Source organism: Spirosoma luteum DSM 19990, from assembly GCF_000374065.1.
Classification (GTDB): domain Bacteria; phylum Bacteroidota; class Bacteroidia; order Cytophagales; family Spirosomataceae; genus Spirosoma; species Spirosoma luteum.
In genome coordinates, this window is the sequence record NZ_KB893279.1 from 143,816 (window position 1) to 158,443 (window position 14,628).

Annotated in this window: 12 protein-coding genes; 2 read left to right on the plus strand and 10 right to left on the minus strand. The window is 49.2% G+C overall.

The annotated features are described in order from the left end of the window. Positions 1-4: 4 nt before the first annotated feature. A complete protein-coding gene (gene secDF, locus B156_RS0121995) occupies positions 5-3,088 on the minus strand; it encodes a protein translocase subunit SecDF (RefSeq protein WP_018621951.1) in 3,084 nt (1,027 codons plus the stop codon). Between the two features lie 124 nt (positions 3,089-3,212). After that, a complete protein-coding gene (locus B156_RS0122000; RefSeq protein WP_245563799.1) occupies positions 3,213-3,593 on the minus strand; it encodes a hypothetical protein in 381 nt (126 codons plus the stop codon). Positions 3,594-4,001: 408 nt separating this feature from the next. Between B156_RS0122000 and nadC the strand changes: the two genes are divergently transcribed. Beyond that, positions 4,002-4,835 (plus strand): carboxylating nicotinate-nucleotide diphosphorylase, encoded by an 834-nt coding sequence (gene nadC / locus B156_RS0122005; protein WP_018621953.1) that lies wholly within the window; start codon positions 4,002-4,004, stop codon positions 4,833-4,835. A gap of 25 nt (positions 4,836-4,860) precedes the next feature. Here nadC and B156_RS0122010 read toward each other — a convergent pair whose 3' ends face one another. Further along, positions 4,861-5,211, minus strand: a complete 351-nt coding sequence (locus B156_RS0122010; RefSeq protein WP_018621954.1) for a hypothetical protein — start codon at positions 5,209-5,211, stop codon at positions 4,861-4,863. 163 nt (positions 5,212-5,374) lie between these two features. On the opposite strand from B156_RS0122010, the gene bioD reads away from it, so the two are divergent. After that, positions 5,375-6,016, plus strand: coding sequence for a dethiobiotin synthase (gene bioD / locus B156_RS0122015; RefSeq protein ID WP_018621955.1), 642 nt, complete (start codon positions 5,375-5,377; stop codon positions 6,014-6,016). Here bioD and B156_RS0122020 read toward each other — a convergent pair. The 7 genes from B156_RS0122020 to rpsJ form a co-directional block, all read right to left on the minus strand. Then, entirely contained in the window at positions 5,978-6,799 is an 822-nt protein-coding gene (locus B156_RS0122020; RefSeq protein WP_018621957.1) for an aminotransferase class IV, read from the minus strand. The two genes, bioD and B156_RS0122020, sit on opposite strands and share 39 nt — an antisense overlap. A 54-nt stretch (positions 6,800-6,853) precedes the next feature. Next, complete coding sequence (locus B156_RS0122025; RefSeq protein ID WP_018621958.1) at positions 6,854-8,113, minus strand: aspartate kinase; 1,260 nt, start codon at positions 8,111-8,113, stop codon at positions 6,854-6,856. An 84-nt stretch (positions 8,114-8,197) separates the two neighbouring features. Beyond that, positions 8,198-10,132 carry a 1-deoxy-D-xylulose-5-phosphate synthase gene (gene dxs / locus B156_RS0122030; RefSeq protein ID WP_018621959.1) on the minus strand — a complete coding sequence of 645 codons (1,935 nt, stop codon included), beginning with the start codon at positions 10,130-10,132 and terminating at the stop codon, positions 8,198-8,200. Positions 10,133-10,346: 214 nt separating this feature from the next. Beyond that, a complete protein-coding gene (locus B156_RS0122035; protein ID WP_018621960.1) occupies positions 10,347-11,270 on the minus strand; it encodes a rhomboid family intramembrane serine protease in 924 nt (307 codons plus the stop codon). A gap of 2 nt (positions 11,271-11,272) precedes the next feature. After that, positions 11,273-12,052, minus strand: a complete 780-nt coding sequence (locus B156_RS0122040) for a rhomboid family intramembrane serine protease (protein WP_018621961.1) — start codon at positions 12,050-12,052, stop codon at positions 11,273-11,275. Positions 12,053-12,089: 37 nt separating this feature from the next. Next, entirely contained in the window at positions 12,090-14,090 is a 2,001-nt protein-coding gene (mutL, locus tag B156_RS0122045; RefSeq protein ID WP_018621962.1) for a DNA mismatch repair endonuclease MutL, read from the minus strand. A gap of 218 nt (positions 14,091-14,308) precedes the next feature. Continuing rightward, complete coding sequence (gene rpsJ / locus B156_RS0122050) at positions 14,309-14,614, minus strand: 30S ribosomal protein S10 (protein WP_018621963.1); 306 nt, start codon at positions 14,612-14,614, stop codon at positions 14,309-14,311. Between the last annotated feature and the right edge of the window lie 14 nt (positions 14,615-14,628).

Here is a 14,628-nt window from a genome sequence, read left to right on the forward strand (position 1 = left end):
GATTTTATGACTGCGAAGGCCGGATTAAGGGCTTCTTGTCTTTCTTCTCCTTCTTGGCCGTGAACTCAGCCGGTGTGGCGGGGGCGGCACTCGTAAAGTCTACCGGAACGGCATCGAAGCCTGTTTTCTTCTCAGCTACGGCAGGCTTATCGCTCATATTTTCGCCCTTTTCCTGATCACGGCTGAGTGCATCAACCACAATAGGAGTAGCGACGAACAGGGAAGAGTAAGTACCCACGATTACACCGATCAGCATCGCGAACGAGAAACCACGGATAGTTTCGCCCCCGAAGATGAACAGTACCAGCAGTACCAGAATCGTGGAGAAACCCGTTACGGCCGTACGACTCAGCGTGCTGTTCAGCGCGTTGTTGATAATGGTCGGAATACTTTCACTCCGGCCTTTATTTTCATTCAGGTATTCACGTACCCGGTCAAACACAACCACAGTGTCGTTCATGGAGTAACCCATGATGGTCAGCAATGCGCCCACGAAAGCCTGGTCTACATCCAGTGAGAAGGGCAGGATGCCGTTGAAGAAGGTGAAAATAGCCAGGATAATCAGTACGTCGTGGAACATGGCCACTACCGCTCCATAGCCGAACGCCAGTCGCTTGAAGCGAATAAGAATGTAAACGAATACGACTGCTACGGCTAGCAGGATGGACCATATGGCAGAGGTCAGAATATCATTCGCTATAGTTGGTCCTACTTTCTGCGAGCTTTCAATCCGGGCTGGATTGCCTTTGATGCTGCTCAAACCCTGATAAATCGTTGATTCAGCCCGCTTGTCGGCTCCCTGCGTATTATCGTCGATCAGGAAAGGAGTCGTTACTTTCACCTGATTAGAGCCGATACCCGTACCACCATACGTTTTTACTTCGGGGGCAGCACCCAAAACAGTCTCCAATGAACTACGAACATCGTCTGTACTTACCGCTTTCTCAAACCGAACGACGTACGAACGGCCGCCTTTAAAATCGACACCTAAGCCAAACCCTTTGTAAATAGCCGAAACGATACCAAGTGCAATGATAACCGACGAGACGGTGTAGTACAGTTTCCGGCGGGATACGAAATCGAAGTTGGAATCAGCGAACAGGTTTTTTGCCCATTTCGACGAAAAAGACAGGGTTTTACCGTTCCGAATATAGTACTCCAGAATCAGGCGGGTGATGAAGATAGCCGCGAACAGAGAGGTCAGGATACCAATAATCAGCGTGGTAGCGAAGCCCAGAATCAAGCCCGTTCCGAAGGCAAACAAAACGATACCCGTCAGGAAGGTAGTTACGTTGGAGTCGATGATAGACGACAGCGCGTTTTTGAAACCATCCCCAACGGCTTGTTTGAAGCCTTTTCCTTCCGCCAGTTCTTCTTTAATCCGCTCGAAAATAAGTACGTTCGCATCCACGGCCATACCAATAGAGAGCACGATACCGGCAATACCCGGCATGGTTAGTACGGCACCCAGCGAGGCCATGACACCCAACAGGAAAAAGAGGTTTACTACAAGCGCTAAATCGGCAATGAGACCGGCCCGGTTGTAGTAGAACACCACAAAGGCCAGCACCAGCAGAATACCAACGATAGATGATAGTACCCCGGCATTAACGGCTTCGGAACCCAGCGTGGCACCCACAATACTCTCTTCCACAATGTTGGTAGGGGCAGGAAGTTTACCGGCTTTTAGCACGTTGGCTAAATCTTTGGTTTCTTCAATGGTGAAGTTGCCCGAAATGCTCGAACGTCCGTTTGGAATCTCGTTCTGTACGTTGGGAGCGGTATAAACCAGGTTGTCCAGCAGAATAGCCACGGGCCGGTTTACATTGGCAGCCGTGAGGTTCCGCCATTTGCGGGCACCTTCGGCATTCATGTTCATCGTCACTTCCGGACGACCCCGGTCATCATAATCACTGGTAGCATCAGTGATTACATCGCCTTCGAGGGGAGAACGCCCACCTGGTTTTTTAATGAAATACAGGGGTAGAATTTCCTTACCATCCGTTGCTTTATACGGTTTCCGATCCCAGACAAATACGGCATCGGACGGAAACAGACTTTTTACTTCGGCAGCATTCAGTACCTCATTGGCACGGGCTGTATCTTTCAAGTAAACACCCAGTTGATCCTGGCCAACGGGCAAAAACAGTTGCGTCAGAGCAGTTCCCTGCGCGGCTGCGGCTGCTGTATCCCCGGCGGCTGTCGAATCTTTCTTGGCACCCTGCGCCAGTTGTGACTCAAGGCTCGACGTTCCTTTGGCAGCCGTTCCTGCTGCCGGAGCCGTTGTGTTCAATGAGGCTTTGCGGACAGTTTCTTCGCGCAACAAATACGCCCCCATACCTTCAATAGCCGGGGCGAGTTCGTTCAGGCGATAGACTTCGGTAAATTCCAGTTTGGCCGCGCCCGTCAGCAGGCGACGGATACGTTCTGGATTGTCAACGCCCGGTAGTTCAATTTGAATCCGGCCCGAACCGGGTAACCGCTGAATGTTTGGGTTGGCAACTCCAAACTTGTCGACCCGCGCCTGAATGATCTGGAAGGCCCGGGTGGTGGCATCATTCACCTCACTGGTCAGTAACTTTTGTACTTCGGTATCCGTCGACTGGTAATTGATTTTGCTCCGGTTGGCACTGGTAGCAAATACGGTGGCTAGTTTGGTACCGGGTGCAATCTTTTGGAAGGCACTGACAAACAGGTCTACAAAGGGCTTGGTGCTCGTTTTCTGGTCTTCCAGCGCCTGCTTCAAAGCCTGATTGAATTTAGGGTCACGGTTGTTACCGGACAGGCTGCGCATAATTTCAACGGGCGACACTTCCAGCACGACGTGCATACCTCCCTGAAGGTCAAGACCCAGACCCAGTTCGCGCTCGGTTACTTCCTGCAGGGTGCTGCCCAAATAGACAGGCTCTTTCCAGAGCGAATCGAGGTAACGCTGTTTTTTGTTGCGGTCAACCTGACCATCTTTGGTCGTCGCGTAAGTCTCAGCATCGGCTTTGATGTTACGCGACACGAAGGTGAACGACAGGAAGTAGATACAGATGGCTGTAATAACTCCCGTCAGAATAAGAATTCCGGTTCTGTTTTGCATTAGTTAGAACAGGCGGTTGCCTGCTTTAGGAAAATATAGGTAAACTGAAAAGAGACTCAACAGACTGACGCTGAAGAGGAACGGACGGTCAAACGCAGGCTGTGCGATCCAGCCTGGCTACGCATCAGGGTGCATTCGTGGCAATATGATGCCCGAATACGTGCCTGAAATAAGAGAAATAAAAATGGGGAAGCGTAAAGTGCCGGAGCAGAACAATGCTCAACAGCAGTAAGATAACCAGCGTGGGGACTGGTAATAGAAACGCGGACTGTCCCGATTCGCCTAACTGAATGGCTGGGGTAACAACCGCTTCAAACTGAGCAGCACTGAGTTGAACCTCCGCTGACTTATCCGCTTTACCTGATTTAGCGTGTTGGGCAACTGCTTTTTGAGCGGCCAGTTGCTGAACAGGCGTTACATTGCCATACCCCCATACGGCCGTAAACAGCAACAGGGTAGCCAGCATTAGGCTCGAAAAACGGTATATGACACGGGTTTTCTTCATGTAATTCCTTAGCGGATAACAAATTTCGCACCAATTCGGGAAGAATGCAAATTTGAACGGAGAGGGTATTACATATCCATATAGTTGAGTAAATTAGATTGCTATCCTGCCTGGGTGCCTGGCGAGCTTGTAAAATCGATTCTTAGCACATGAAGATCCCGAAAAACTCGGTCTGGATACTGCTTTCAAGCGTTCTCTTAGTACATGCCTGTACCATGTTATAGGTCTACCGACTTCTGTGGTCATTAGTCCGAACGGAACGATCATTGCCAGAAACATACGTCCTGATGAATTAAGAGCCGCGTTGAGTTCCAATTAATCAACTGAACTACTACGCTTTATCACCAACCCGGCAAAACCTATAGCCTCTCAGCCAGTTGGTTTGTAAGAAACGTATAACTTGCGGGCATGAACTTACACGAATTTATTCAGTTGGCTCTGGCCGAGGACGTTGGCGATGGCGACCATACCTCCTTATCCACCATTCCGGCCGATGCTCAGAAACGTGCCCGGTTGCTGGTGAAGGAAGCCGGTATCCTGGCCGGTGTCGACGTGGCGCAGGCTATTTTTGCCGAAGTAGACCCCGCCTTTGTCGTTGATGTGCTGATGCCCGATGGGGCTGCCATCAAACCCGGCGACATTGTGTTGACGGTTAGTGGAAACGCCCGCAACATTCTGACCGCCGAGCGGTTGGTACTCAACTGCATGCAGCGCATGAGCGGTATTGCAACCCACACTCGCGAGCTGGTCAATCTAATGGAAGGTACCCGTGCCCAGTTGCTGGATACGCGTAAAACCACACCTAATTTTCGCATCTGCGAGAAAATGGCTACCAAAATTGGGGGAGCTGTTAATCATCGCTTTGGTCTGTACGACATGATTCTCATCAAAGACAATCACGTCGATTATGCCGGAAGCATCGAAGCCGCCGTCACAAAAGCTGTTTCGTACCTGAAAGAAACCGGGCGGACGCTACGCATCGAAGTAGAAACCCGGAATCGGGCCGAAGTTGAAGAAGTGCTGCGCGTGGGACAAGTAGACGTAATCCTGCTCGACAACTTCCCACCTGATGGCATCCGGGATATGGTGCGACTTGTAAATGGCCGCTTCACCACCGAAGCGTCGGGGGGAATTGATGAAACGAACCTGCGGGCATACGCCGAAACGGGGGTAGACTATGTCTCATCCGGTGCCCTGACTCACCAGATTAAAAGCCTGGACTTAAGTTTAAAGGCTTACTGAACCCGTTTGCAGACTAGCTTCTTCTTTATGTCTTCCCGGAGTCAGCTGGGTTTTCATCGATTCCCAGCCGGGGTAACGCTGGATTGAGGGTTCTCGGCGTGACTTTAATCCGAAAGATGCGCGTTCCGGCCACGTTAAAATCGCAACTATAGAAAGCCCGTTCCTTGACGCCCCGGTAAACGGCAGTGTAGTTTACCCGTGGAGGCCAGTTGTTCAGAGCCAACTCCGCTGTAATGGCGTCGACGGCTTTTCGCAGGTTCGAGAAGAAAACTATCGTTGGTTCACGATGCCGCAGGGAGGATAGTGACCCTATATGCTGAATAGTGACTTCGTAAATGATTCGTCCCGAAGGACGTAAAACGGCGGAATTTGTCATTGGGAATGATGATTCTATCAACAATGCGATTATAGTGAAAAATTATTTAATTATTTTTCACTACGTAAACTAAAACAGGGTTAAGGGCGTTTTACCTATAATTGCGCTAATCAAAGCCCGGCCACCAGGTCGGGCTTTTTTTGTGCCTGACTAAACTAGCTGCATGCCTGCTCATATTATTGTTGCCGGAATCGGTACCGAAATTGGTAAAACAGTGGTATCGGCCGTATTGGTAGAAGCCCTCAAGGCCGATTATTGGAAGCCTGTCCAATCGGGTGGGTTAGATGATTCGGATACCGATGCAGTGAAAAGACTGACCAGTAATCTGGTTTCGCGGTTTCATCCGGAAGCGTACCGACTCACACAACCGCTATCCCCCCATGCCGCGGCTGCCATTGATAACGTCACGATTGAACTGGATAGAATAAAAGCACCCAAAACGGATAATGCGCTGGTTGTAGAACTGGCGGGTGGCCTGATGGTGCCACTCAACAGCCACAAGCTGAATATTGACCTGGTCAAGGAACTGGGTTTGCCCGTTGTGCTGGTATCACAGAACTACCTGGGGAGTATCAACCATACGCTGTTGTCGGTGGATGTCTGTAGAAGACGGAACATTTCCCTGGCAGGAATCCTGTTTAACGGACCTACTGTTGAAACGACCGAAACGTTTATCCTGAATTATACGGGTTTACCCTGCGTGGGGCGAATAGGGCAGGAGCAACACATAACGCCCGAAATCATTCGGCGTTATGCAGATTTGTTGCTACCAGGTCTCAATCAACTCATTGAATCGCTCCAGTAGGAACTTCACTGCTGGCCCAACCTGCCCATCTCCAATGGTCAAATCCCCGACTTGCACGATGGGGAGCACTTTTTTTGTGGAACTGGTTGTGAAAGCTTCACTGGCGTCATAAAGCTCAGACAGAAGCACAGGGCGCTCTTCAACCTGAAAATCAGTTTGCGCCAATTGCATGATAGTCCGGCGGGTAATACCATGCAGGATATGTCGGTTGGGCGTTATAAGCCGATTGCCCTGAACCAGGAAAAAATTACTTCGGCTTAGTTCGCTGATTTCTCCTCCCTTCTGGTATAAAACATCCGTAGCCCCCGCCGAACGGATAGCCTGAGCCAATAATATAACCCGTTTGTAATCCGTACTTTTGACTTCGGCCATTTCCCGAACGTACTCGTCCAGAATTACTTTGATTCCCTGTTCGTACTGGATGGATGGCACAGGGTGAATGGACTCGGTTAAAATAAGCAGGTTTGGGCGTTCGATGGTAATGCTATCGGCGGAATAACCCCCGGTCATTACGAACCGAAACGCAACGTCAACTTCGCCACCACGCTCGATAAGATCCATCAATATCCCATACGTTTCTCCTTTGTCCAGCGGCAAGGGTAAATGCATCCGGGTAGCCGAATTTTGAAATCGTTCCCAATACCAATCCCACTGAAAAGGGCGGCCATTGTAAGTCAGAAAGTAATCGAACAGGCCATAGCCCCGAAGCAGACTCAGGTCGGTTATACCGATGGTAAGTTGATCTGTGGGCGCAATAACGCCATTTAGATACCCGTAATGCATAAAATGGCGTTGATTTGTCCGAAATCAAAGATAAGGTAAGCGGACGTATTACCGCTAAAAAACTCGCTGCTCCTGCGCTACGTCTGTGACGACTAACTGCACGGTATAGCGGCTTTTCTGCTCCAGCAACAACTTTTTGTGAACGAGCACCCGATCAATGGTGGCCTGATCGTAGTATCGAATCGTGATCAACTCTAGGTTTTCGTTGTAGCTGACACGAAAGTCATCCTTCAGTTGACCCAATAGCCGGGGAATTCGGTCGGGATCATCATCGACAACGACCGAGAAACTGATAGCCGTGTTTTGCATGAGGTTAATCTTCACTCCCGCCATCGCAAACCGACCGAAAATATGGCTTAAATTATCTTCGGCAATGAACGAAAAATCGTTTGGATGGAGCGAGATAAGTACCTGATTTACCTTGAAAATAAAGGAAGGGGTCAATAAGTGCTGCTTAAAATTCCCAATGGTTGTTCCTGGTGCATCGGGAGTCAAAAACGACTTTACGTGCAGTGGAATCCCCTTATTCTGAATAGGTTTAATGGTTTTTGGATGAATAACCGTTGCCCCATAGTAGGCAAGTTCAATGGCATCCTGGTACGTTATGGTATCCAGTAAAACCGTTTCATCGAACCACTTAGGGTCAGCATTGAGTACACCGGGAACATCTTTCCAGATGGTGACACTCTCCGCATTCAGGCAGTAGGCGAAAATAGCCGCTGTATAATCCGAACCATCCCGGCCCAAGGTTACGGTGCGTCCATTGGCAGATTGACCAATAAATCCCTGGGTTATCTTCACGCCTTTACCAACCAGGGTCTCGCTGATACGCCGGGCTGTCTCCTGCCAGTCGACCCGGCCTTCCCGAAAATTCGTATCGGTACGGATGAGCTGCCGGGCGTCGAACCACATTACGGGGACATAATGTGCTTTCAAATACGCAACAATGATTTGAGTCGACAGGATTTCGCCCAGTGAGACAATCTGGTCGTAGGTCTCATTATAGGAGCAAACAGGTTTTACGGCCACGCACTCCTCAAGAAAGCAGAACGTTTCATGGACGGCGCCAAAGTCGCCTTCCAGTTCATTCATGATGGCCGTATGGTACGATTTCACTGTTGACAAGGTCGCCTGAATGCGCTCTGTCTGCTGATTCATGTAGGCTGCAACCAGTTCTTCCAGCGCATTGGTTGTTTTGCCCATCGCCGATACGACAACGACCTCGCTTGGGCATTGGGTTTTAATGATCTCCGCTACATTTCGAATACCATTGGCGTCTTTAACCGAAGCACCGCCGAATTTAAAAACTCTCATACTGCAAAAAACAACAGGATTGCCCGTGTATCAGAGCAGGACGTTATCCTGTTGATTTGGCAATCCTGTCAAAAAATCAGTTTATCAGACGAACACCGGCTTGCTTGTGAACAGCAACTCGCGCACTGCATCGGCAATACCAGGTGGATCGAATCCGCATTCGCGGTGCAATTCAAGTTGCTCCCCATGCTCGATAACGGCATCGGGAATACCCAGCCGTTTTATGCGGGCGGTGTAGCCGTGATCACTCATGAACTCAACAATTGCACTGCCGAAACCACCCATCAGGCAACCGTCTTCAACGGTCAATACACGGTCGAAGCGACTAAAAACCTGGTGCAGCAATTCCTCATCCAATGGCTTCACATAGCGCATGTCGAAATGGGCGGGATGGATACCCTCCTTTATCAGTAGCTGAGTAGCCTGAACCGCGTAATTGCCCATGTGGCCGATGGTTAAAATGGCCACATCGGTACCGTCGGCAATCTGGCGACCTTTACCAACAATCTGTTTTTCAAAGGGTGTACGCCAGTCGGGCATGACACCTTCGCCCCGTGGATAGCGAATAGAAAAGGCCCGCTTGCCCTGCTGAACGTCATCAGACTGGGCAGTGAACATCATGTTTCGCAACTCCTGTTCGTTCATGGGGGCCGCAACAATCATATTCGGAATACAGCGCATATAGGCCAAATCATACGCACCGTGGTGCGTTGGGCCATCGGCACCAGCAAAACCCGCCCGATCCAGACAGAAAATAACGGGTAGTTCCTGAATACAAACGTCATGAATTACCTGATCATAGGCCCGCTGCATGAATGTGGAGTAAATATTACAGAATACCACTTCACCCTGCGTTACCATGCCGGCCGAAAACGTAACGGCATGCTGCTCCGCAATACCGACATCGAAGGCTCTGGTGGGCATAGCCTTCATCATGATGTTCATGGAAGAACCAGAGGGCATGGCCGGTGTTACGCCTACTATGTGCGGATTTTTCTCCGCCAGTTCAACTAGTGTGTTCCCAAATACATCCTGATACTTGGGCGGCTGGACTTTATCGTAAACCTTTTTCTGAATGACTCCCGTCACTTTATCGAACAGACCGGGGGCGTGCCATTTCGTTTGATCTTTCTCGGCGGGGCCATAACCTTTGCCCTTCACGGTTAGCACATGCAGCAGTTTGGGGCCTGGAATGTTTTTGAGATCGTCCAGGACACTTACCAAATGATCGATGTCGTGCCCGTCGATAGGGCCAAAGTACCGTAGATGCAGTGACTCAAAGAGATTACTCTGTTCCAGCAGTGAACTTTTAATGCCCGACTGAACCTGCGACACTAAATCCTGAGCGGTCTTGCCCAGCTTGTCCATTTTGCCCAGGATGTTCCAGATTTCGTCTTTTACCCTGTTGTAGGTTTGCGATGTCGTGATGTCCGTTAAATATTCCCGCAAAGCCCCAACATTCGGGTCGATACTCATGCAATTGTCGTTCAGCACAATCAGCAGGTTACTATCCGTAGCACCGGCGTGATTCATGCCTTCGAAGGCCTCTCCGGCGGTGAGAGCACCATCGCCAATAACGGCAATATGATTCCGCTGCATGTTTCCCTGTAGCTGAGAAGCTACGGCCATGCCCAGAGCTGCCGAAATAGACGTGGAGGAGTGACCGACGCCGAACGAGTCATACTCACTTTCTTTGCGCTTCGGAAAACCTGAAAGTCCCTTATAGAAACGATTGGTGTGAAAATTGTCCCGTCGGCCCGTCAGAATTTTGTGACCATATGCCTGGTGGCCTACATCCCAAACCAGCTGGTCGTCAGGGGTGTTGAACACATAGTGAAGAGCAACCGTTAATTCGACTACGCCCAGGCTAGCCCCGAAATGGCCACCAAATACCGATACATCGTCGATGATAAACTGTCGAAGTTCATTGGCAACCTGCGGTAAAAGAGACTTGTCAAGTTTGCGAAGATCGTCAGGAGAGTTGATGGTGGCCAGAAGACTGCCGGGGGTAATGAGCATGATGGTAGTAAATAGACGTCTGCTTTATAACACACGTATTAATTACAATGTTCTACAGGCGCTAATGTATACAAAAAGCGAAGCTACCACTTAATTCTTTAATTATAAAAAATCTAAGCCACTCGCGTCAGTATATCTACGTGAACACGAGCGGCTTAGATTTTAAAAGGAATAGCTGTCCTATGGACTGGAACGTACCTTTTCCAATACCCAATCAATTACGCTGACTGGCCCGAAAGAGTTTCTGTTTTTCCTCGCGGGTCAGGCTTTCATAACCGGACCGGGATATTTTGTCCAGAATCATGTCGACCTCATCCTGGTCAGGTGTTGAAACGGCCGTTGCAGTACCCGTAGTTGCCAGATAAGAGCCTCCCTGCGTACTGGCACTGCTCCGCTGCCGATAGGATACTTTAACGGGCGGTTTGGGCTTCAGCAAATTGCTCCATCCATCCGCTATCCAATAAATAGGCCTGCCTAAGTCCGTCCCGTTCTGCAGGAGTTTGACATAGCAAAAGCCCATCAGTGCTCCCCCCAAGTGCGCTAAGTTTCCACCCGCATTTGGACCGGCTGACTGAGCAAAAGAGATGATTATGAAAAAGAGGACGATGTATTTAATGCGTACTGCGCCAATTAAGAACAGATGAAACGTATAGTTAGGCAGTAGTGTGGCTGCTCCTACCGCAACCGAAAAAGCAGCTGCGGAAGCCCCAAGCATGCGGGCCGTGTCAGCTTGATTCTGGAAATAAGGAACCAGGTTATACATGACCAGGTAGAGAACACCACCGGCCAGTCCACCCATTATATAAAGACCAATTAATCGACGATTTCCCAGGTACTCATCAATCAACCGCCCAAACCAGTACAGGAAAAGCATGTTGTAAAGAATGTGGAAAATATCTTCGTGCATGAAGAAGTACGTGACCAGCGTCCAGGGTTTACGCAAAAAGTCGCTCAATCCACCAGGTAGCATCATCTGCCCCCGAATGAAGTAGTAAACGTCCATATTCTGCGCCATCTGCAGACCAACTTTGGCCAGCAACAGCAGCAGAAATACGACCGTATTTACCAATATCAATTGCACCAACGTATTGTTGGGCTTATTGAATTCGCTCCGAAAATCCTCAAACAACCCGCTCATCACTAGTAAAACGTTTTTCGTTGGGAACCCCAGTATTTCACCAGGATAAATGCAAACAACATGCCGCCTATGTGGGCAAAATGGGCAACGTTGTCGGCCTGCGCCCGATAAACTCCCGAATAAAGTTCAAAGGCTCCGTAGAAGAGAACGAGATACTTTGCTTTAACCGGTATAGGTGGAAACAATAAAAATAATTGAGTGTTCGGAAACAACAAACCAAAACCCATAATTACACCGAAAATTGCGCCGGAAGCGCCTACCATCGGCTCATCGACCTGATTCGTAAAAATACGGTTGGCAATGGCTACACTGTCCTGAATGTTTTTACTATCGCTTGGAAACCTCTTAAACTGCTCAATGAACGGTAGCAACCGGTCATAATAAGCACTTGCATGCTGATCAATAAAGCCCGAAAAAGGCTCAAATCCTGGATTTGCCCGATACGCCTGAATAGTTTCATATACGTCGTGCATCTCAAAATAGTTTATTCCTGAAAACAGCAATGCAGCCCCTAAACCACAAAAAAAGTAAAAGAACGTAAATCGTTTTGGGCCCCAGAACGTCTCCAGCATGGGCCCGAACACGATCAAGCCAATCATATTACTAAAAATGTGCCCGAAACCACCGTGCAGAAACATGTGCGTCAGAAGCTGAATCGGGTTAAATTTATCAGATAGAAACGAGTGGAGTCCAAACTGCTCAATAACCGACTCGTTCGTAACAAAAAAAACCAGCACGTTTATTATCAATAATACGCGAACTACCGGAGTAAGATTAAACATGTTAATATAGCCTAATTTATGCTGATTAATTCAATTTTCAGCGTAAAAGTCCTGCAATTTTATCCAATGTCAACATAACCATTACCGGTTCACCCATCGGCGTATAGCTTGGGTTTGCCGATACAAACAATTGATTGACCAGAGACCGGCACTCGGTTGCACTCAAGCGGGTCAGGTGATGCAACGCAGATCGGCGCGATAGCGATCGGGCCATAGACTCAATCTTGTCTAATTTTAACTGGCCTGTATCAGCCCGTAATTGAGTCAGTAAGTTGGCAAACAGGTCTTCTTCATTTTCCCCCATGGTCAATGTAGGAACACCCCGAATGATAAAGGTGTTTGCGCCAAGTTCATCAAATTCAAAACCCAGATGAATCAGGTCTTCGCGCAAATCAAGTGCCAACTGGAAATCAACGGGCATCAACGTCACTGTTTTAGGGAATAACAACTGCTGCGAGGCTCCGTTCTGCTTGGTCAATGCTGTATGAAACTGGTCGTACAGGATACGCTCGTAAGCCCGACGCTGGTCAATGAGCATCACGCCCGATTTAACCGGGGCTAACAGATATCGGTTTTGTACCTGAATAATGTGCTCATCTTCCATCAGTGCCGGGGCATCGGCTCCGGCTGTTTCCAGCCCCATCTGCAACTGATTGGCACGGCTACCCAGCGTAATGGACTCATTATCGGAACCTGGCGCTGCCGGTTTAGAATTGCCCAGCCAGTCGCCTTCGTCAGTACTGTCGGTTGTCCGAACGGGCGTATCGGTTCCGGCAACGCCCTCGTAGAGCGTTTGCCAGTTATTGACCGATGGTCTTTTGGGCAGATCGAAGCTACTGCCAGCCGCTTTATCCAGTGAGTCAGTGCGGGATGGATTCTGCTCCTTTGTCGAAGTGCCCGACGACCAGGAAGGCGTAACGGGACGGGGTAGCTGGCTTTCTGTACTGTGTGTGGATGCGCCCTTAACACCAACTGAAGGTTGAGTGGCGTCGGGCCGGGAACCGGTCAGGAAGTTAACATCCAATTCAAAATCAAGCGACGGAGCCAGATTGTACACACCAACGGCTTTACGAACAGCCGCCATCATTATGGCATATACAGACCGCTCGTCATCAAATTTTATCTCCGTTTTGGTCGGGTGAATGTTGATATCGATGTGCGATGGGTCAATATCAATAAAAAGGACGTAGAAAGGCTGGCTTCCGTCGGGGAGGGTGCCCTCATAGGCTCCCACAACGGCATGATGCAGGTAGTTATGCTTAATGTATCGGTTATTGACGAAGAAGAACTGCTCATTCCGTGCTTTCCTGGCCGATTCCGGTTTGCCAATGTAGCCATGCACGGTGACGTAGGGAGTTTGCTCCTCGCAGAAGTTCAATTGCTCCCGGTAGCTTTTGCCAAACATATCCACAATTCGGCGACTGAGTTTTCCAGCGGGCAGATTGTATAGTTCCTGATCGTTGTGGAAAAGCGAAAAGGCAACCTCTGGATTGGCGAGAGCTACCCGTTGAAACTCGTCGATGATATGTCGCATCTCCACCGAATTCGACTTCAGAAAGTTGCGTCGGGCAGGTACGTTGAAGAACAGGTTCTTGATGAGCAGGTTGGTACCGGGTAAACAGGATATGGATTCCTGGGCTTTAATGTCGGAGCCCTCAATCCGAATCAGGGTGCCCAGTTCTTCTTCCGCCCGGCGCGTCCGCATCTCAATCTGGGCAACAGCCGCAATGGAAGCCAGCGCTTCGCCCCGAAACCCCATGGTTCGAATGCGAAACAAATCATCAGACGAGCGGATTTTGGATGTGGCATGACGCTCAAAACTCATACGGGCATCGGTTTCGGTCATGCCGGAGCCATCATCCACAATCTGAATCAGATTACGGCCTGCTTCCCGGATGATGACCTGCACCGATTTAGCTTTGGCATCCACCGAATTCTCCAGCAACTCTTTTACCACCGAAGCAGGACGTTGAACCACCTCACCAGCAGCAATCTGATTGGCAATCGAATCGGGTAGCAGCTGAATTACATTTAACATATACCTGGTATGCGATGACTAACGGAACCTTAACAATACAAAAAAATAACCCATAATAGCTGTAGATAATTCAACAAGAACGGTTTGATCAGCCAGGAGTATTCTTTCTGTTTCCGTATGCTACCACCGACTGGATAAGACAGGAAAGTAAAAAGCAACTGCCAGCCCGAAACAGAAAGTGTCTCGAGCTGGCAGCATTAAAATTCTCAAAAAAGCCGTTAAACTTTGATTTCTACATCAACACCACTCGGCAATTCGAGTTTCATCAGAGCATCCACCGTTTTGGCACTGCTACTGTAAATGTCAACGAGCCGCTTATAGGTACAAAGCTGAAACTGCTCCCGCGCCTTTTTATTGACGTGGGGCGACCGCAGTACAGTATAAATTTCCTTTTTGGTTGGCAGGGGGATAGGTCCACTAACAATGGCACCGGTTGACTTAACCGCCTTGACAATTTTCTCTGCTGACTTATCGACCAGCATGTGGTCGAATGATTTCAGCTTAATGCGAATTTTTTGACTCATTGTGTTCTGGTTCA